Source organism: Bradyrhizobium sp., from assembly GCF_004799445.1.
Classification (GTDB): domain Bacteria; phylum Pseudomonadota; class Alphaproteobacteria; order Rhizobiales; family Xanthobacteraceae; genus Bradyrhizobium.
This window is the reverse complement of the sequence record NZ_SSNA01000158.1, coordinates 1-18,512: the sequence shown is the minus strand read 5'-3', so window position 1 is coordinate 18,512 and position 18,512 is coordinate 1. Positions and strand designations below refer to the sequence as shown.

Below are 18,512 nucleotides of genomic sequence, written 5' to 3'. Positions count from 1 at the left end.
CGCCATGGAGAGCATCGCATGGATGGCCTGGACGCTGCCGACCGCGATCTTTTTCGTGCTGCTGGCGGCAACGCTCGCGGTCATGACCTGGCTGGCGATCGCCTATCCGGAAGCCGAGCGCGTCGGCATCTTGCGGATTCCGACCACGCGCGGAGACCGCCTGTTCATTTCGCTGATCATGGCCGCCGTGATCCATCTGTTGTGGATAGGCTTCGCCGGCACCGACACCGTCGCGACGCTGCCGGTCGGTGAAGGAATTGAATTGTCGAGCCTTTGGCTCGCCACCGTGATTTCGCTTGTTTCGGCGGTTGCAATATTCCGCACCGTCTGAGGCAAGCGAAAAAGAGCAGATCCGGGACCAACCCGGGCCTGAATATGTCTGTCGCTGCAACGGAGGAACCACCATGCGACACTTGGAGATGAGCAAAGGTCCTGCGAGAAGGACACGCATCCTGATGATGACCAGCGCGCTCGCACTGATGGCGGCATCATCTGCGATCACCGCGCCCGCGTTCGCGGACGAGGCTGCCGCCAAAAAATGGATCGACGCCGAATTTCAGCCGTCGACGCTGTCGAAGGACGATCAGATGAAGGAAATGCAGTGGTTCATCAAGGCCGCTGCCCCCTTCAAGGGGATGGAGATCAACGCGGTCTCCGAAACCCTGACGGTGCACGAATATGAATCGAAGACGCTGGCCAAGGCGTTCGAGGAGATCACCGGCATCAAGGTGAAACACGACATCATCCAGGAGGGCGATGTCGTGGAGAAGATTCAGACCCAGATGCAATCGGGCAAGAACGTCTACGACGGCTGGATCAACGATTCCGACTTCATCGGAACGCATTTCCGTTACGGTCAGGCCGTCGATCTGACGGAATGGACGGCCGGGGAGGGCAAGGACGTGACCAATCCGGGGCTCGACGTCAACGACTTCATCGGCAAGTCGTTCACCACGGCGCCGAACGGCCACCTCTACCAGTTGCCCGACCAGCAGTTCGCGAACCTCTACTGGTTCCGCTACGACTGGTTCTCCAATCCGGAATACAAGGCCAAGTTCAAGGCCAAGTATGGCTACGACCTCGGCGTCCCCGTGAACTGGTCGGCTTACGAGGATATCGCCGAATTCTTCACCAACGACGTCAAGGAAATCAACGGTGTCAGGGTCTATGGCCACATGGACTACGGCAAGAAGGATCCGTCGCTGGGCTGGCGTTTCACCGACGCGTGGCTGTCGATGGCCGGCAACGGCGACAAGGGCATCCCGAACGGACTTCCGGTCGACGAATGGGGCATCCGTATGGAAGGCTGCCGTCCGGTCGGCTCCTCGGTCGAGCGCGGCGGCGACGTCAACGGTCCGGCGGCGGTCTATTCGATCGTCAAATATCTCGACTGGATGAAGAAATATGCCCCGCCGCAGGCGCAAGGCATGACCTTCTCCGAATCGGGACCGGTGCCGTCGCAGGGCAACATCGCCCAGCAGATCTTCTGGTATACCGCCTTCACCGCCGACATGGTGAAGCCCGGCCTGCCGGTGATGAATGCGGACGGCACGCCGAAGTGGCGGATGGCGCCGTCGCCGCATGGCGCCTACTGGAAGGACGGCATGAAGCTCGGCTATCAGGACGTCGGCTCTGCGACGCTCTTGAAGTCGACGCCGGTGGATCGCCGCAAGGCGGCCTGGCTCTACCTGCAGTTCATCGTCTCCAAGACGGTGTCCCTGAAGAAGAGCCATGTCGGTCTCACCTTCATCCGCGAGTCCGACATCTGGGACAAGTCCTTTACCGAACGCGCGCCGAAGCTCGGCGGGCTGATCGAGTTCTACCGCTCGCCGGCGCGCGTGCAGTGGACCCCGACCGGCAACAACGTGCCGGATTATCCGAAGCTGGCGCAATTGTGGTGGCAGAACATCGGCGATGCGTCGTCCGGTGCGAAAACGCCGCAAGCCGCGATGGATTCGCTGGCGGCAGCGCAGGACTCGGTGATGGAGCGGCTGGAGAAATCTGGCGTGCAGGGCGCCTGCGGGCCGAAGATGAACAAGAAGGAGACGGCTGAGCACTGGTTCGCGAAGTCGGCCAAGGACGGCAATATCGCGCCCCAGCGCAAGCTGGCGAACGAGAAGCCGAAGGGCGAAACCATCGACTACGACACGCTGATCAAGTCGTGGCCGGCAACGCCGCCGAAGCGCGCCTCGCTGAACTGAGGGCGCTTTGCTGTCATCGTCCGGCTTGACCGGACGATCCAGTACGCCGCGGCTTCTCGATCTGATCGTTGGCGTCCACGGATTACTGGATGCCCCGCCTGCGCGGGGCATGACGGCCAGAGAACAACCAAAGGCCGGGAGCGATCCCGGCCTTTTTTCCATTGTGCGAGCGGTTCTGTTACCTCGCCCCGCTTGCGGGGAGAGGTCGCCGCGCTTATGCGCGGCGGGTGAGGGGGAGTCTCCACGAGTCCGAGTCTGTGGAGAGTACCCCTCACCCCAACCCTCTAAGAGCGAGCTTCGCTCGTCTCGGCCCCGCACGCGGGGAGAGGGAGCGCTCCTGGCCCTTCTTATCGTCATTGCGAGGAGCGAAGCGACGAAGCAATCCACATTTCCGCTTGCGGTCCCACGGATTGCTTCGCTTCGCTCGCAATGACGATATAATCAGCAGTATCGCGCCGCACGCGACAGGAGTTTGGCCATGCGCATGATCTTTCGTTGCGATCCGGCCTTATCGGACCATCTGCCGCGGCCGGTGCCGGCGCGCGGCGCGCTGCCCGATTGGCTGCGGGCGATGCCGGCGAAGGCGGCTTCGGAAATCCACGGACGGGAGATTCGCACCGTCAAGCAGTGCCCGCCCTTTGTCGACGCGATGGCCTACGGGGTTCTCATCCTGCTGCCCTGCGACGTGACGGTCGATCGCGGTTCGTTTTCGTGGGCCTGGAACATTCCGGAGCCATCGACCCCAGGGCATCCCCGGGCGCCCCTGAGCTTTCACGTCGCGGCGCAGTTTGCCGGTGCGCCCTTTGCCAAGGGCGGGCAGGCCGCGATCAAGTTCAACAGCTTTTGGACCATCGAGCTTGAGCCCGGCTGGTCGCTGTTCGCCACCCATCCGGTCAATCGCGACGACCTGCCGTTTCGCCTGGTCACCGGACTGGTCGACGCCGATCGCTTTCACGACGGCGGGATCAATTTTCCGGCCGTCTGGATGCAGCCGGATTTTTCCGGCGTGCTGCCGAAGGGCACGCCGGTGGCGCAGGTCTTCGCGGTGCCGCGCGCGGCGCCGCAGCTCGTGTTCGAGAGCTTTGACGCGGTTCACAAGGAGGCCTACGCAAAGACCGTCGCCGAGGTGTTGGCTGCGCCCAATGTGTACCGCAAACATTTTCGCGCGCGGCGTGGCCGGCTAACCACCGCCGAGTGATTGGTATAACGACGCCTCATCGAGCCACAGCCGGCCGTGCGGCGCCGAGGTCAGCGCCATCGCGATGGTGCCGAAGCTTTCGGGGCGCAGCCGATAGGCAACGCGGTAGGCGCGCAGGGCGCCATCGAGATCGCCTAATTCCTGCAGCACGACGCCGAGATTGAGCGCGGCTTCGGCGTGGTCGGGTTTGATCTCGATCGCCTTGCGGTAGGCCTGTGCGGCGCCGTCAGGGTCGCGCCCATCCTGGCGGGCGAGGCCAAGATCGAACCAGACCGATGCGGGAGCCTCATGTTGCGCCGCGCGTTCCAGCAAGGAAACGGCGGTGGCATGATCGCCATCCTCCCACGCCAGCCGCCCCAGCCGGGCCGCGGCCTCGATGTTCTCGGGAATGACGTCCAGGATCGCCCGCCATGCCTGCCGCGCCTGCGGCCGAAGGCCGGCCTGATCGAGCGTCCGCGCCTTTTCGAGAAATATCTCCCGCTGTGGCGCGATCGCGATCGCCCGGTCGAGATGCGACAATGCACCGTCAAAATCGCCGATAGCGCGGGCAATGCGCGCCGCCAGCAGCCGCGCGGCCGGGTTGTCGGGCCGTCGTGCCAGGCTGGTCGCGATATGACCGCGCGCCGCCTCGATCTCGCCTTTGGAAAACAGCACGGCGGCCAAGAGATGGCCGAGCATGGGTTCACCGGGCTGCCGGATCAAACCCTGTTCGCAGAGTTGCCGCGCTTCATCCGCCCGGCCCGCATTGAACGCGGCCGTGGCGCGACGAATGGTTTCCTCTGGCGTGGGCTGGATCATGTCCAGCACATTAGAGCAACGAGGCGAGCCTGCAACCGGCTGTCATCGTCCGCGAAAGCGGACGATCCAGTACGCCGCGGCTTCTCGATTCCATCGTGGACGGCGGCGATTACTGGATGCCCCGCCCTGCGCGGGGCATGACGAAAGGGAAAAGGCCGGGAGCGATCCCGGCCTTTTCAACGAAGGTGAGGCGTGCGTCCTTACTCCGCCGCGTCAGCGGCCTCCAGCGTCGGATAATCCGTATAGCCCTTGGCGCCGCCGCCATAGAACGTGGCCTTGTCGGGTGCATTGAGCGGGGCACCCTTCTTCAGGCGCTCGACCAGATCGGGATTGGCGATGAACAGCTTTCCGAACGCGATCAGGTCGGCCTGGTTGGCGGCCAGCACCTTGTTGGCGAGTTCGAAATCATAGCCGTTGTTGGCGATATAGGCGCCCTTGAAACGCCTGCGCAGGCTTGCGTAGTCGAACGGCGCGATGTCGCGCGGACCGCCGGTCGCACCCTCGATGACATGGATGTAGGCCAGCTTCAGCGTGCTGAGGTGATCGACAATGTAGTCGAACAGCGGCTGCGGGTTCGAGTCGGAGATGTCGTTGGCCGGCGTCACCGGCGAAATCCGGATGCCGGTTTTCTCAGCCCCGGCTTCCGCGGCCACCACCTTTGAGACTTCGAGCATCAGTCTGGCGCGGTTCTCGATCGAGCCGCCATAGGCGTCGGTGCGCTTGTTGGCGCCGTCCTTGGCGAACTGATCCAGCAGATAACCGTTGGCGCCATGGATCTCGACGCCGTCGAAGCCGGCCGCCAGCGCGTTCGCGGCGCCGCGCCTGAAACTTTCGATAATGCCGGGAATTTCCGAAAGCTCGAGCGCGCGCGGCTCGGAGATGTCGGTGAAGGTGCCATTGACAAAGGTCTTGCCCTTGGCGCGGATCGCGGACGGCGCCACCGGCGCGCCGCCATTCACCTGCAGCGAGGTGTGCGAGACGCGGCCGACATGCCAGAGCTGGATGAAGATGCGGCCGCCACGTGCGTGCACGCGGTCGGTGACCTTGCGCCAGCCGGCGACCTGTTCCTTCGAATAGATGCCGGGCGTGTCCTGATAGCCCTGGCCCTGCTGCGAAACCTGGCTCGCTTCGGTGATCAAGAGGCCGGCGGAGGCGCGCTGCCCGTAATATTCGATCGCCAGCGGACTGGGCACCAGGCCTTCGACCGCGCGGTTGCGGGTCAGCGGCGCCATCACAAGGCGGTTGGGAAGCGTGATCGGGCCAAGCTTGTAGGGTTCGAAAAGTTTGGATGGCGTACTCATTTTTGTGGCTCTCGGTGAATGGCAGGACAGGCGGGAAACACTGATGTGTGCCTTCCAGCCGCCCGCGGCAAGCAGCCAGCTATCACGATATCGCAAGCAAGCCCCGCGAGACACCACGGGGCTTGCTGCGCAGTGGCCAGAAGGGCGCGCGTAGGATGATTTGTTTGAAATGGCAGGCTGGGGAGCAGAGATGGCCTGAGGACATCCGCCTTGGCAGTCGAACTTACCGTAACTGGATCGTCATTGCGAGCGAATCGAAGCAATCCATCCCTCCGCGCGAGAAGCATGGATTGCTTCGTCGCTTCGCTCCTCGCAATGACGGGAGAGCAATCAGCTCACCCCGAGAAAATCGCGTTTGCCGATTTCCACGCCGTTGTGCCGGAGGATGCCGTGCGCGGTCGCGGCGTGGAAGTAGAAGTTCGGAAACGCGAAGCGGTTGACGAACTCCTGGCCCTTCAGCGTGATGTTGGTGTTCGGTCCTGCCGGGAAGGTCACGTCCTTTGCGTCGGCGCCTTCGAACTGCGCGGGCTTGAACGTCTTCAGATAGTCGCTGGTCTTCGCCAGCCGCTGGCCCAATTCCTCGAAGCTCTTTTCGGTGTCGGGCGTGGTCGGCACCTCGCTCCCCGTCAGCCGCGCGCAGCTCTTGGCGGCGAAATCGCAGGCGATCTGGATCTGCTTCGACAGCGGCAGCATGTCCGGATAAAGCCGCGCGCCGAGCAGCACCTCGGGCTGGACCTTCTTCACCTCGCAATAGGCCTCGGCCTTTTTGAGCAGGCCGGAGAGGCTGCCGAGAATCTGCAGGAAGGCGGGAACGGTCGAGTCGTAGAAGGACATCTGATGCTCTTTTCGGTTGGCGGACTTAGGCCGGGGACATATGGGGACTATCGCGGAGGCGGCAACGCCGCGGCGGCTGCCGGTTGCGTGCGCGGCCCGCGCATTCGCGCCAGCAGTTCGGCCGTAGGCCAGGAATCCGCCGGCAGGCCGTATTTGATCTGCATCGCCTTCACCGCGCTGCGGCTCTGCTGGCCCATCACGCCGTCGACCTTGCCGACATTGAAGCCCGCGCGCACCAAGAGTTGCTGCAGCTCGCGCAACTCGTTGAAGGGCAGTTGCGCCACCCGCGCGGCGGGGCGCTGCATCGGCGGCGCGCCCGCGATGCGGGTCGCGAGATAGCCGGCGGTGGTCGAATAGATCAGCGAGTTGTTCCATTCGGTGTAGGCGGCGAAATTGGCATAGGCGAGGAAGGCCGGCCCCATGCGGCCCATTGGCAGCAGCAGCGAGGCCGGCATGTCGTCGTTCGGCAACGGCTTGCCGTCCGGATAAGTCACGCCGAGCTGCGTCCATTTCGAACGCGGCAGCTGGATCGTGAGGTCGGCCTGGTCCCAGGGAAAATTTGACGTCGCCGTCACACGCACTTCCTGCAGCCAGGGTTCGCCGCGCCGCCATTTCAACCCGTTGGCGATGTAGTTCGCGGTCGAGCCGATCACGTCCTCCGGGCTGCGCAAGAGATTGCGGCGGCCACCGTAATCCACCGCATAGTTGAAATAATGCGTCGGCAGGAATTGGGTCTGGCCGAGTTCGCCGGCCCAGGAGCCGATCATTTCCTCGGGCGCAAGATCGCCGCGGTCGACGATCTTCAGCGCGGCGATGGTCTCGCCGGCAAACCGCTCGGAGCGGCGGCAGTCATAGGCCAGCGACACCAGCGAGCGCAGCGTCGGCAGATTGCCCATGTTGGCGCCGAAATCGCTTTCGAGGCCCCAGAACGCGGCGATCACGGCCGGGGGCACGCCATATTCCTTCTCCGCGCGCGCGAACGCCGCCGCGTAGGTCTTGATCCGCGCCTGGCCCTGCTGCATCCGGTAGGGCGCGGCCATGCGGCCGGCGAATTCGGTGAACACCTGCCCGAACACGCGCTGGCCGCGATCGCGGTTGACGATGCCCTGGTCGTAGACGAGATAGGGCGCGGCTTCCGCGATCGCGCGCTGCGACACGCCGGCAGCGACGGCCTGCTGCTTCAAATCAGCGAGGAAGCGATCGAAGCTTGCGCCGTTGTGGCAGGCGGCCGCGCGCGACGAGGGAACCGCGGGTGGTCTGGCCGGGGCCACCATGGGCTGGCCGAGCGGCGCGACCGATTGGGCCGACGCCGGCTCGCACGGCATCGCCAGCAAAACGGCGGTGAGCAGAAATAATGTCGTCGAAATCGTCCGCATGCGGTTTCCGATTGGGCATGAATAGGCCGGATGTGATGCTGTCGTAGCATCATTCGGGTCGCGCCGTCATGCCCGGCCTGTCGGAAATGGGGCTCTCTGGAGCTGTCTGGAGGCAGACCGCGCAGCCTTCATCGAGCTCCGGATTCGGCCGCGACTTGGTGCCGCAAACTCAATATAGTCCCACCGACAAGGCGAGGCGCAGAACTCTTCATGGACCACTTGTGCGGCAAGACCATCATTGCATCGGGCTTCCATACCACCAAACGCGGCGACATCGATCATTTTCAGAACGCGCTGATTTCCATCGGCGATGACGGCGCCATTGCTTCCGTGCTTCGACCGCACGACGACAATTATAATGAGCAGAAGGACAGCCAGAAGGCCGCGGGCAAGCTGGTGACCCTGCCGGAAGGCGCCTATCTGCTGCCGGGCTTTATCGATCTGCACATTCATGCACCGCAATACCCGCAACTCGGCAGCGCGCTCGACGTCCCGCTTGAGGTCTGGCTGCAGAAATACACCTTTCCGCTGGAGGCCCGCTACGCCGACGCGGCCTTTGCCCGAAAAAGCTATCGCCTGCTGGTCGATGACCTCATCGCCAATGGCACCACCACGGCGCTTTATTTTGCGACCATTCACCAGGAGGCCACGCGCATTCTCGCCGATATCTGCCTTGAGGCCGGCCAGCGTGCGCTGATCGGCAAGGTGGCGATGGACAATGTCGATGAGTGTCCCGATTTCTACCGTGACGCGTCGCCGGAGGCGGCGCTGCGCGGTACCGAAGAGCTGATCGGTTACATCCGCAGCCACCCGGCCAACGCTGCGGCGCTGGTCAAGCCGGTCGTGACGCCGCGTTTCATTCCCTCCTGCACCGACGCGACGCTGGAGGGACTTGGCGCGCTGGCAAAGAGTTGCGGCTGTCATGTCCAGACCCATTGTTCGGAAAGCGATTGGGAACATGGCTATGTGCTCGACCGTCACGGCATCACCGACACCGAAAGCCTGGATCGCTTCGGATTGCTTGGCCGCCACACCGTGCTGGCGCATTCGAACCTGATCACGCCGCGCAATATGGACACCATCCGCGCCCGCGGCTCGGGCATTGCGCATTGTCCGCTGTCCAACGCCTATTTTTCCAGTGCGGTGTTTCCGCTGAAGGCGGCGCTCGAGAAGGGACTGCATGTCGGGCTCGGCACCGATATTTCAGGCGGCCCGAGCGCGTCGCTGTTCGACAATATGCGCAGCGCGCTGTTCGTCGCGCGTCTGCTGGAAAGTGGCGTTGACCCCAGCCTCCCGCCGGCGAAGCGTAGCGCTCAGTCCGGCGTCTGGATCGACTTTCGCGACGCCTTCTATCTGGCCACCACCGGCGGCGCCATCGCGCTTGACCTGCCGGTCGGACATTTCTCGCCGGGCTATCAGTTCGACGCGATGGTGATCGATACGGCCGCGCCGGGCGGCACGATCCGGCTGTGGGACGACCTCGATTCCGGCGAGAACATCTTGCAAAAGATCATCTATACTGCGTCGAAGTCGAATATCGCGCGGGTCTGGATCGGCGGTCGTGACGTCTTTCGATCGCCAAGCCTTAAATCAGGCCTGAAATAATGCCTCGAATCATGTTGCCGGGCATACCCGTGAGCCTGCTGATACTTCTGTCGCACCCGAGTCCGGAGCCCACATGACCAGAAACTGCATCCAGTTCCGCAGCAAAGGCCGGACAATTCGGCTCGACCGGTTTGTGCCGCAAGCCACGGTGCTCGACTGGCTGCGGCTGGATGAGCGCGCGACCGGAACCAAGGAAGGTTGCGCCGAGGGCGATTGCGGCGCCTGCACCGTGGTGATCGCCAGGGAGCACGACGGCCGCCTGGTATATGAACCGGTGAACGCCTGCATCGCCACGCTCGGCCAGCTCGACGGCGGCGAGCTCATCACGGTGGAGGACCTCGCGCAGGAGGGAAACCTGCATCCGGTGCAGACCGCGATGGCCGCGGGCCACGGGTCGCAATGCGGCTTTTGCACGCCCGGGATCGTCATGAGCCTGTTCGCGCATTTCCATGGCGACGGCGAGCGAACCGATCGCGCTGGGATCAACGATTGCCTCGCGGGCAATCTGTGCCGCTGCACCGGCTACCGGTCGATCGTCGACGCCGCCCGCGAAGCCTGCGCCGGACCCGTGGCGGATAGTTTTGTCGCCAACGAGCCCGGCACCATCGCCGCGTTGCGCCAGTTGGACGACCATGCCGACGTTTTCGTCGGTAACGAGGCCAGCTTCTTCGCAGCACCCGCCAGCGAGGCCGCGCTGGCTTCGCTCTATCAGCGCCATCCCGATGCCAGGATCATCGGTGGCGCAACCGATGTCGGGCTGTGGATCACCAAGAAGCTCGCGGTCCTCGACAAGATCATTCATCTCGGCCGGGCCGGCCTCGATGCAATCGAGCAAACCGCCGATGCCTGGCATATCGGTGCGTCGGTCACCTTGGCGCGCGCGACGCCGCCGCTGGCCTCGATCGATCCGGACATCGCGGAAATCCTGCGGCGGTTTGGTTCGGTCCAGGTGCGGGCGGCTGGCACCGTCGGCGGAAGCATCGCCAACGCGTCGCCGATCGGGGATCTGGCGCCGCTGTTGATCGCGCTCGGCGGCCATATCGAACTGCGCAAGGGCGACGCGGTACGCGCGCTGCCGCTTGAGCAGTTCTTCATCGGCTACGGCAAACAGGACCGCGAGCCCGGCGAATTCATCCGGCGCTTGATCGTTCCAAAACTGTCTGCCGGCACATTGTTCCGGGCCTTCAAGGTCAGCAAGCGGTTCGACGAGGATATCACCACCGTGCTCGGCGCGTTCCGCATCGGGGTCGATGGCGGCCGCATCGCCTCGGCGCGCATCGCCTTCGGCGGCATGGCCGCAACGCCGAAACGGGCAACGGCGGTCGAAAATCAGTTGGTCGGCGCGGCGCTGCACGATGCCGGCACCTGGCGGCTGGCGGCCGAGCGGATCAGCGATGATTTCACGCCGCTGACCGACATGCGCGCCAGCGCGGAATATCGCCTCAATGTGGCGCGGAATATCGTGATCAAGGCGCTGGCCGAGATCGCCGGCGTATCCAGCCCCGTGACCCGCATCCTCGATTCCCGGGAGGCTGTCGATGTCGCGGATTGAACCACCCAACCCGTCCTTGCGTCACGTGCATCGGGCGATGCCGCATGACAGCGCGTTCAAGCACGTGCAGGGTGCTGCCGACTACATCGACGACATCCGCGAACCCGAGGGAACGCTGCACGTGGCGATCGGCGGCGCGCCAGTCGCGCGGGGCCGCATCGTGCGGCTGGATCTCGCGAAGGTGCGCGCGTTCCCCGGCGTCCATGCGGTCATTACCGCCCACGATGTTCCCGGCAAGAACGATATTTCACCCGCCAGAGCCGACGAACCGGCGTTTGCCGCTGAACGCGTGATGTTCCATGGCCAGCCGATTTTCGCCGTCATCGCCACCACGCGCGACGTCGCGCGGCGCGCGGCGACGCTGGCGGTCATCGATATCGCCCGCGAGCCGCCCAATGTCACGGTCGAGCAGGGGCTGGCTTCCGGGGAGACCGTGCTGCCCGATTACGCTTTTGTCGGCGGCGACGCCGACGCAGTCATCGCCCGCGCGCCGCACCGCTTGCAGGGCGTTTTCCATATCGGCGGCCAGGAGCATTTCTATCTGGAGGGCCAGGTCGCGTTCGCGGTGCCGGGCGAGGACCGTGACATGCTGGTCTATTCATCGACTCAGCATCCTTCCGAAGTCCAGCACGTGGTCGCCCGCGTGCTTGGGGTCGCCGACTCCTACGTGACCTGCGAGGTGCGGCGCATGGGCGGCGGCTTTGGCGGCAAGGAAACCCAGGCGACCCAATGGGCCGTGATCGCAGCACTGGCGGCGCACGCCACCGGCCGGCCGTGCAAGCTTCGTCTCGACCGCGACGACGACATGACGATGACCGGCAAGCGGCATGATTTTCGGGTCGACTGGTCGGCCGGTTTTGATGCGGCAGGCCGCATCAAAGCGGTGAACCTCGAGCTTGCCGCGCGCTGCGGATGTTCCGCCGACCTCAGCGCCGGCGTCGTCGACCGCGCGATGTTTCATTCCGACAATGCCTATTTCCTGCCCGCGTTCCGGATCCTCTCCAGGCGGGTCAAGACCAACACCGTCTCCAACACGGCGTTTCGCGGCTTCGGCGGGCCGCAGGGCGTGCTGGCGATCGAGCGCGTCATCGATGCGATCGCCCGGCAGCTCGGCCTCGATCCGCTCGATGTGCGCAAGGCCAATTTCTACCGCAGCGGTGGCGACGTCACGCCCTACGGCCAGACCGTCGAAGATCACGAGGTGATCCACCGGCTGATCGCGCAGCTGGAGCGGACCTCGGACTATCGCCGCCGCCGCAACGCGATCGAGACGTTCAACGCTTCCTCGCCGATCCTCAAGCGCGGCATCGCGCTGACGCCGGTGAAGTTCGGCATCTCCTTCACGCTCGCGGTGCTCAATCAGGCCGGCGCGCTGGTTCACGTCTATCAGGACGGCTCGGTGCATCTCAACCATGGCGGCACCGAAATGGGGCAGGGCCTGTTTCAGAAAGTGGCGCAGATCGCCGCCGAGGAATTCGGCATCGGGCTTGAGCGCGTGCGCATCACGGCGACATCGACCGACAAGGTGCCGAACACCTCGCCGACGGCCGCTTCCGCCGGAACCGACCTGAACGGCATGGCGGTGCAGATCGCCTGCCGCGAGATCAAGGCGCGGATGGCGAAGTTTGCCGCCACTAGCTGGAACGTGCCGGAGGAAATCGTCGAATTCCGCGACGACCAGGTGTTCATCGGCAATGAGAGCGTCTCGTTCGGCGAGCTTGCCAGGAAAGCCTACGGCGCACGGATCCATCTGTCCGCAGCCGGCTTCTACAAGACCCCGAAGCTGCATTGGGACCGCGCCAAAGGAAAGGGCAGGCCGTTCCTTTATTATGCCCATGGTGCTGCCTGCAGCGAGGTGATCGTCGACGTCACCACCGGCGAGATGAAGGTCGAGCGCGTCGATATCCTGCACGATGTCGGCCGTTCGCTGAATCCGGCGATCGACATCGGCCAGATCGAGGGCGGCTTCGTGCAAGGCATGGGCTGGCTGACCACCGAAGAACTCGTCTATGGCGAAGACGGCCGGCTGCTGACGCACGCGCCGTCGACCTACAAGATTCCGGTCGCTTCCGACGTGCCGGATGATTTTCGCGTTGCATTGTTCGACAACGAAAACCACGAGCCGACCATCTACCGTTCCAAGGCCGTCGGCGAGCCGCCGCTGATGCTGGCGACCTCGGTGTTCGCCGCGATCGCGGACGCGATCCATTCGGTCAACCCCGGAAAGCCGGTGCTGCTGGACGCGCCGGCGACGCCGGAAGCGATCCTCAAGGCGGTGGGAGACTTCGACGCCGCGGCGGCGCTGGCGAACGGCCATGGTCTCCCCGGTCACGGCATCCCCGGCAGCGGACCGACCTGAATGCAGTTGGTGTGGCGACGAATCCGGCAATCGCTTGAGCAGCATCGTCGCGCGGCCCTGATCAGCGTGATCAAGGTCGATGGCTCGGCGCCGCGCGAGGTCGGCGCGCGCATGGTGGTTGAACCGGGCGCCGGCTTTTTCGGAACCATCGGCGGCGGCCGGCTCGAATACGAGACGCTCGCGGTGGCGGAGGCCGCGCTGTCGGCGGAAACCCCTTCCGCGTCGGTGCGGGTATGGCCACTGGGTCCGAATCTCGGCCAATGCTGCGGCGGATCGGTCACCACCCTGATTGAGACCTTCGATGCTGGCGATCTCGACCGCGTTGGCGAACTCGCGGCCGCGGAGGAGGCTGGAGTCTTTGCCACCATCAGCCGCATGACCGGGCAGGGCCGGATCGCGCGCGAGATCCGGGATGTCGACGGCGCGGAAGCCGCAAAAGGCCCGATCGAGCAGCGCTTCGTCGAGCGGTTCGGTGAGGTGCGGAAGACGGTCCTGCTGTTCGGCGCCGGCCATGTCGGCCGCGCGGTCGTGCTTGCGCTGTCGCAGCTGCCGTTTTCGGTGCGCTGGATCGACACAAGGGAGGGTCATTTTCCGGACTATGTGCCGGCCAACGTGACCACGATCCGCACCGACGCGCCCGAGCGCGAGCTCGATGCCGCGCCTCCCGGCGCCTTCGCCGTGATCATGACCCATTCTCACCCGCTCGACTATTCCATCGCGGCGGCGGCGCTGCGCCGCCCTGACCTCGGCTTTGTCGGCTTGATCGGGTCCGCCACCAAGCGGGCGCGGTTCGCAGGCCAGGCTCAGAAACTCGGCATCTCCGAGCAACAGATTGCGCGGCTGGTCTGCCCGATCGGTCTGCCCGGCATCAGGGACAAGGAGCCCAGCATCATCGCGGCAGGGGTCGCGGCGCAGCTCCTGATTGAAAGAGAGCGCGACAGTTGCAGAGCCTCGGCGACAGCGGTGCTGAATAATTGAACAGCCGCAGCCTGCTCCATCAGCGCTGAAATCGCGATGACCTCTGCCGCTGGAATGGCAGCCAACCGCTATGGAAGTGGTCTATCCCCGGGATGTGCATTAGAAGCGTGAGCGATCCGACACTGGAACCATTATGACCGCTCAAGCAAATAAAGGCGCCGCGCCGGCGCATATCGAGACCGACGTGCTGGTGATCGGAGCCGGTGGCGCCGGCATGTATGCCGCGCTCGAGGCCGCGAAGGCGGGCGCCTCGGTCGTGCTGGCGGACCGCAGCCTGATCGGGCGGGGCGGCGCCACCGTGATGGCGCAGATGACGGTCGCCGCCGCGCTTGCCGAGCAGACGCCGGATCACTGGGAGCATCATCTGGCCGATACGCTCGCGGCCGGCCGCGGCCTGTGCGACGAGCGGCTGGCCGCCTTGTTGTGCGAGGACGGACCGCATCGGCTGCGCGAGATGGACGGCTGGAAGGTCGGCTGGGCGCGCGAGGACGGCCACATCAAGCAGGCGCAGGCCCCGGGCCATGACCGGCCGCGCTGCGCCTATGTCGATTTTCTCTCCACCGGGCCTGCGGTGTCGCGCGCGCTGCGCGCGCAGCTCAACCTGTCGCGCGGCATCCGCCGGATCGGCGAACTGATGATCGTCGATATCGCCCTTCATGACGGGGTGGCCTGTGGCGCGACCGCGCTGCATCTGCCGAGCGGAGAGGCCGTCACGCTCGCGGCCAAGGCCGTGGTGATCGCGACCGGCGGCCTGACCGGGCTTTACCGGCGCAACAGCGCCTCGTCCAACATGGGCGGCGACGGCTATGCGCTGGCGCTGCGCGCCGGCGCCGAACTCATCGACATGGAGTTCGTGCAGTTCTTTCCGATCGGTCACCTCGCGCCGAGGCTGGTCGGCATGGACCCGATCATGTGGGATCCGTTCCGCTACAAGCTCGGCGGCAAGCTGCTCAACGCCGAGATGCGTGAATTCGAGCAGGACTATGCGACGCTGGACACCCGCAGCGACGGCCGTTACGTGCTGACGCGGGATCTCGCCACCTACGCCATCACCCGGGAAGTCGAGGCCGGCCGCGGCAGCCCCGCCGGCGGCGCCTATCTCAGTTTCCAGCATTTGCCCGAGGCCGAGATCCGCAGCGCCTTCGGCCCGGTGGTGGACCGGCTCGCCGCCAACGGCATCGATCTGACCAAGCGGCCGGTCGAAGTCGCGCCGATCGCGCATTACCACATGGGCGGCGTGCGGGTCGACGACACGCTGCGGACGGCGGTGCCCGGTCTTTACGCCAGCGGCGAGGCGGTCGGCGGCGCCAACGGCGCCAACCGGCTTTCGGGCAACGCGATCACCGAGGCGCTGGTATTCGGCGCAAGCGCCGGCCGCAACGCCGCGCGCCATGCGCAGCGCAATTCCTCGCGCTGGTCCGCGCAGGCCGCCCGTCCCGCGCTCGATCTGTTGCGTAGCGCGGAGCGGCGCGACGCGCCCAATGCGGCGGCGCTGGTGAGGGACCTGAAGGCGCTGATGGCCGATCAGGTCGGGCCGTTCCGCACCGAAGCGAAACTGCAATCGGCGCTGGCTGGGATCGCGCGCATGACAAGCGAGATCGGCGAGGTGCCGTTTTCCTCCGCCTCCGCGTTCGATCCCGTGCTGGTCGACTGGCTGGATCTTCGCAACATGCTGCTGGTGGCGCAATCGGTCGCGGTGCCGGCGCTGGCGCGCACCGAGAGCCGCGGCGCGCATCAGCGTGAGGATCATCCGGGTCTCGACGACGGCTGGTGCGTCAATCAGATCGTCGCGCTGTCGGGCGATAGCGCGCTGGAGCTCCGCCGCGCCGCGCCGTCAAGCGGGAGGGCGGCGGCGTGAAGGCAACCCTCGCGATCCAGCGCGGCGCGCCCGGCGAAGTGCCGCGCGTCGAAAGTTTTGAGGTTGCCTTCGAGCCAGGTCAGTCCGTGCTCGACGGCCTGCGCGCGCTCCGCTGCGAGGCCGACCCGTCGCTGGCGTTTCGATTCTCCTGCATCAATGCCAACGCCTGCAAGGAATGCATGATGCTGATCGACGGCAAGGTCGATTACGCCTGCACGGTGCGGCTGAAGGAAGGCGTCACCGCGCTGGCGCCGTTGCCGAAGAAGGCGCTTGTTCGCGATCTCGTCACCGAGATCGCGCCGCCGGACGAGCGGCTGTTGCCGCGGCAGTAGAATTTCGCGCGATCGCGACTCGGCAAAGCCAAAACAACTTCGGCGAGGTTCCGCGCTCTTGGCAGGACACGGCACCTCGCCGCTGTTGGTGCATCAACTGGAACGACGCAAGATGGACCGTTGGATTCCTAGCCAATCCCCTCTTGGCAAAAGGGCTGCGGCTGAGGTGTTGGTAGTCCACAAATGCGCTGGGGGCCCCAGCCGATGATTGAGCTTTACCTCAGGTCGACCGCCAACCGAATTAAAGAAATGTTTAGTGAGGCGAAGGCCGCGGTCAAAAAAATGTTTGATTAAATAAATGTTTAAAGAGGCGAGCTGCGCGGCGTCTGTGCTCGCTCGTCCCATTTGAAGATTCTCCGGCGCGTCGATGCGCGTTCACCTGAAAAAGACAGATGGCGCTTCGTCTTCACGTCGGGCACCGGGCATAGCCGCATAAAAAAGGGCTGCCCGAACAGAGCAGCCGTAGATGACCGTAAGGGGATCGTCGTGAGATCACCGTGCCGCGAACGGTTGTGAAATGCCGTGATCACCGCGCCGCGATGCCGGCGTCATTTACAAGCCGACGGAGAAAGTCGATCCGCCCGTGGCGGGCGGCCCGACAAGACGGCCGAAGGGGGCAACGCCTTCATAATGACTGGGGCCGTAATCCCAGCCGCCATGGCCGCCGACGACGCGCGGGCCGCTCCAGCCAGGATGCCGGCCATGCCCGAAGCCGCGGATTCCGGCATGGCGGCCATGGCCATGGAAACCGCCGCGATGGAAACCACCGTCGTGGAAGCCACCGGCGCCACCGCGGTCGAAGGCCATCGCACTGGTCGTCATACCTGTTGCGAGAGCCACGACCATCGCGCCCGCGAGAAGCTGTTTTCTCATGAGAACCTCCTGCACCCGATCGTTCACCAATATCGGCTGCTGAACCAACGGCAGCCGCACGCGGATGGTTGCAGCGAAGGCGCAGCAGAACAGGTAAATTATATTATCAGGGCTGCCCGGTACCGGGCAGCCCATGCGATATCAACCTGTCACGACGGCGCGGCTACTTACCAGCCGACGACGCCCGGTCCGCAATAGCCGTAGCCGTAGCCGTAGTCATAGGGCGAGCAAGAGCCGAGCCCGGCCAGCCCGAGGCCCAAGCCTACCAGGCCGAGGCCGCCATAATAGCCATCATCGTAGGAGGGGCCGTAACCATAGCCGCCATATCCGTAGCCGCCGACGAAGCGCCGGCCGCCCCAGCCACCATGAAAGCCGCGTCCGGAAAAGCCGCGCATGCCGGCAAAGTTGCCACCATGCATTGCACCGAAGCTGCCGCGGAAGCCGCCGCCATGTACGCCAGCCATGCCGCCATGGAAGCCACCGCCGCCGTGGAACCCGCCGCCGCCGTGCCCGAAGGCCATCGCACTGGTCGTCATTCCCGTTGCCAGAGCGACGGCCATCGCGCTTGCGAGAAACTGTTTCCTCATAAGATCCTCCTCAACTCTGTGGTTCACCAAAATTGGCTGACGAACCAACGGCGGCCACGGCCGGGTGGTTGCGGCGAAGGCCCAGCCGGACGGCTAAAATTATTATTATGTTCGAGCGCGATGCGGGGTGTGCAATGCAAAGGGCTGAGTTGATGCAATTGGCGGCTTCGAAGGTGTGACGCGGATGCTCACCGCTCCTCATCCGGATGCACCCAGACATAAGGCGCGATCTCGCGCGTCTCGGTCAGCTTGATCATGTGCACCGGCGGCGCGTAACGCCCCTTGCGGCACGACCGGCATTTCAGCGATGCCTCGAGTTTCCACAGCGGCGTGTCGCGCGGGCGGCGGATGGCGTCGAGCGGCAGGCTCGCGCGCGTGTTGCAGCGGTTGCATTCGACCTCGAGCCAGCCGAGCCCGCCATGCAGACATTGCGCGATGGTCGGCGACGGCTGCGCCGGCCCGCCATAGCCTTCCATCCGGATCGACCAGGCTTCGGCTTCGGCGCGGTTGGCCTCGCGAGCGGCGTTTTTGGCGGCCTCCCGTGCGCTCCTGGCGCGGATTTCCGCGCCCCTGATCCGGCCGCCATAGATCGAGTGGCGAGACTTGGTGCTCATGACCCGGCATTACAGCCGCTCGGACCGCGCCGCGCAACGCCACTAG

At 64.9% G+C, this 18,512-nt stretch carries 16 protein-coding genes; 9 read left to right on the top strand and 7 right to left on the bottom strand.

Annotated elements, in window-relative coordinates:
* The first annotated feature begins 4 nt into the window (after positions 1 to 4).
* From E8A46_RS20890 to E8A46_RS20880, 3 genes are all read left to right on the top strand, one after another.
* Positions 5 to 331 carry a DUF2160 domain-containing protein gene (locus E8A46_RS20890; protein ID WP_291565334.1) on the top strand — a complete coding sequence of 109 codons (327 nt, stop codon included), beginning with the start codon at positions 5 to 7 and terminating at the stop codon, positions 329 to 331.
* Between the two features lie 73 nt (positions 332 to 404).
* Positions 405 to 2,201 carry an ABC transporter substrate-binding protein gene (locus tag E8A46_RS20885; RefSeq protein ID WP_291565331.1) on the top strand — a complete coding sequence of 599 codons (1,797 nt, stop codon included), beginning with the start codon at positions 405 to 407 and terminating at the stop codon, positions 2,199 to 2,201.
* 478 nt (positions 2,202 to 2,679) lie between these two features.
* Positions 2,680 to 3,399 carry a hypothetical protein gene (locus E8A46_RS20880; RefSeq protein WP_291565328.1) on the top strand — a complete coding sequence of 240 codons (720 nt, stop codon included), beginning with the start codon at positions 2,680 to 2,682 and terminating at the stop codon, positions 3,397 to 3,399.
* Here E8A46_RS20880 and E8A46_RS20875 read toward each other — a convergent pair.
* From E8A46_RS20875 to E8A46_RS20860, 4 genes are all read right to left on the bottom strand, one after another.
* Positions 3,382 to 4,197: a tetratricopeptide repeat protein gene (locus E8A46_RS20875; protein WP_291565325.1), complete on the bottom strand. Its 816-nt coding sequence runs from the start codon at positions 4,195 to 4,197 to the stop codon at positions 3,382 to 3,384. The genes E8A46_RS20880 and E8A46_RS20875 overlap by 18 nt on opposite strands.
* Before the next feature lie 200 nt (positions 4,198 to 4,397).
* A complete protein-coding gene (locus tag E8A46_RS20870; protein ID WP_291565322.1) occupies positions 4,398 to 5,498 on the bottom strand; it encodes an alkene reductase in 1,101 nt (366 codons plus the stop codon).
* 330 nt (positions 5,499 to 5,828) lie between these two features.
* Positions 5,829 to 6,332, bottom strand: a complete 504-nt coding sequence (locus tag E8A46_RS20865) for a DUF1993 domain-containing protein (RefSeq protein ID WP_291565319.1) — start codon at positions 6,330 to 6,332, stop codon at positions 5,829 to 5,831.
* A gap of 47 nt (positions 6,333 to 6,379) precedes the next feature.
* Positions 6,380 to 7,657, bottom strand: a complete 1,278-nt coding sequence (locus E8A46_RS20860; RefSeq protein WP_291565376.1) for a lytic murein transglycosylase — start codon at positions 7,655 to 7,657, stop codon at positions 6,380 to 6,382.
* A 261-nt stretch (positions 7,658 to 7,918) separates the two neighbouring features.
* Here E8A46_RS20860 and guaD point away from each other — a divergent pair, with 261 nt between their 5' ends.
* From guaD to E8A46_RS20830, 6 genes are all read left to right on the top strand, one after another.
* Complete coding sequence (guaD, locus tag E8A46_RS20855) at positions 7,919 to 9,313, top strand: guanine deaminase (RefSeq protein ID WP_291565316.1); 1,395 nt, start codon at positions 7,919 to 7,921, stop codon at positions 9,311 to 9,313.
* 73 nt (positions 9,314 to 9,386) lie between these two features.
* A complete protein-coding gene (gene xdhA, locus E8A46_RS20850; RefSeq protein WP_291565313.1) occupies positions 9,387 to 10,865 on the top strand; it encodes a xanthine dehydrogenase small subunit in 1,479 nt (492 codons plus the stop codon).
* The gene (gene xdhB / locus E8A46_RS20845) at positions 10,852 to 13,224 is read left to right on the top strand and encodes a xanthine dehydrogenase molybdopterin binding subunit (RefSeq protein ID WP_291565310.1); all 2,373 of its coding nucleotides are present in this window, start codon (positions 10,852 to 10,854) and stop codon (positions 13,222 to 13,224) included. The genes xdhA and xdhB overlap by 14 nt, the downstream gene beginning before the upstream one ends.
* A 9-nt stretch (positions 13,225 to 13,233) precedes the next feature.
* Positions 13,234 to 14,202, top strand: coding sequence for a xanthine dehydrogenase accessory protein XdhC (gene xdhC / locus E8A46_RS20840; RefSeq protein WP_291565306.1), 969 nt, complete (start codon positions 13,234 to 13,236; stop codon positions 14,200 to 14,202).
* A gap of 133 nt (positions 14,203 to 14,335) precedes the next feature.
* Positions 14,336 to 16,060 carry an FAD-binding protein gene (locus E8A46_RS20835; protein ID WP_291565303.1) on the top strand — a complete coding sequence of 575 codons (1,725 nt, stop codon included), beginning with the start codon at positions 14,336 to 14,338 and terminating at the stop codon, positions 16,058 to 16,060.
* Complete coding sequence (locus E8A46_RS20830) at positions 16,057 to 16,392, top strand: 2Fe-2S iron-sulfur cluster-binding protein (RefSeq protein ID WP_291565300.1); 336 nt, start codon at positions 16,057 to 16,059, stop codon at positions 16,390 to 16,392. Before E8A46_RS20835 ends, E8A46_RS20830 begins: the two co-directional genes overlap by 4 nt.
* Before the next feature lie 552 nt (positions 16,393 to 16,944).
* Here E8A46_RS20830 and E8A46_RS20825 read toward each other — a convergent pair.
* The 3 genes from E8A46_RS20825 to E8A46_RS20815 all read right to left on the bottom strand — a co-directional run bounded on the left by E8A46_RS20825 (position 16,945) and on the right by E8A46_RS20815 (position 18,466).
* Positions 16,945 to 17,265, bottom strand: a complete 321-nt coding sequence (locus E8A46_RS20825; RefSeq protein ID WP_291565297.1) for a hypothetical protein — start codon at positions 17,263 to 17,265, stop codon at positions 16,945 to 16,947.
* A gap of 167 nt (positions 17,266 to 17,432) precedes the next feature.
* A complete protein-coding gene (locus tag E8A46_RS20820) occupies positions 17,433 to 17,852 on the bottom strand; it encodes a hypothetical protein (RefSeq protein ID WP_291565294.1) in 420 nt (139 codons plus the stop codon).
* Between the two features lie 188 nt (positions 17,853 to 18,040).
* Entirely contained in the window at positions 18,041 to 18,466 is a 426-nt protein-coding gene (locus tag E8A46_RS20815) for a hypothetical protein (RefSeq protein WP_291565291.1), read from the bottom strand.
* Positions 18,467 to 18,512 lie beyond the last annotated feature (46 nt).

Coding starts and splice junctions, on each gene's coding strand:
- E8A46_RS20890 (WP_291565334.1), top strand. CDS start 5: ATGGAGAGCATCGCATGGATGGCCTGGACGCTGCCGACCGCGATCTTT.
- E8A46_RS20885 (WP_291565331.1), top strand. CDS start 405: ATGCGACACTTGGAGATGAGCAAAGGTCCTGCGAGAAGGACACGCATC.
- E8A46_RS20880 (WP_291565328.1), top strand. CDS start 2,680: ATGCGCATGATCTTTCGTTGCGATCCGGCCTTATCGGACCATCTGCCG.
- E8A46_RS20875 (WP_291565325.1), bottom strand. CDS start 4,197: ATGATCCAGCCCACGCCAGAGGAAACCATTCGTCGCGCCACGGCCGCG.
- E8A46_RS20870 (WP_291565322.1), bottom strand. CDS start 5,498: ATGAGTACGCCATCCAAACTTTTCGAACCCTACAAGCTTGGCCCGATC.
- E8A46_RS20865 (WP_291565319.1), bottom strand. CDS start 6,332: ATGTCCTTCTACGACTCGACCGTTCCCGCCTTCCTGCAGATTCTCGGC.
- E8A46_RS20860 (WP_291565376.1), bottom strand. CDS start 7,657: ATGCCGTGCGAGCCGGCGTCGGCCCAATCGGTCGCGCCGCTCGGCCAG.
- guaD (WP_291565316.1), top strand. CDS start 7,919: ATGGACCACTTGTGCGGCAAGACCATCATTGCATCGGGCTTCCATACC.
- xdhA (WP_291565313.1), top strand. CDS start 9,387: ATGACCAGAAACTGCATCCAGTTCCGCAGCAAAGGCCGGACAATTCGG.
- xdhB (WP_291565310.1), top strand. CDS start 10,852: ATGTCGCGGATTGAACCACCCAACCCGTCCTTGCGTCACGTGCATCGG.
- E8A46_RS20835 (WP_291565303.1), top strand. CDS start 14,336: ATGACCGCTCAAGCAAATAAAGGCGCCGCGCCGGCGCATATCGAGACC.
- E8A46_RS20825 (WP_291565297.1), bottom strand. CDS start 17,265: ATGAGAAAACAGCTTCTCGCGGGCGCGATGGTCGTGGCTCTCGCAACA.
- E8A46_RS20820 (WP_291565294.1), bottom strand. CDS start 17,852: ATGAGGAAACAGTTTCTCGCAAGCGCGATGGCCGTCGCTCTGGCAACG.
- E8A46_RS20815 (WP_291565291.1), bottom strand. CDS start 18,466: ATGAGCACCAAGTCTCGCCACTCGATCTATGGCGGCCGGATCAGGGGC.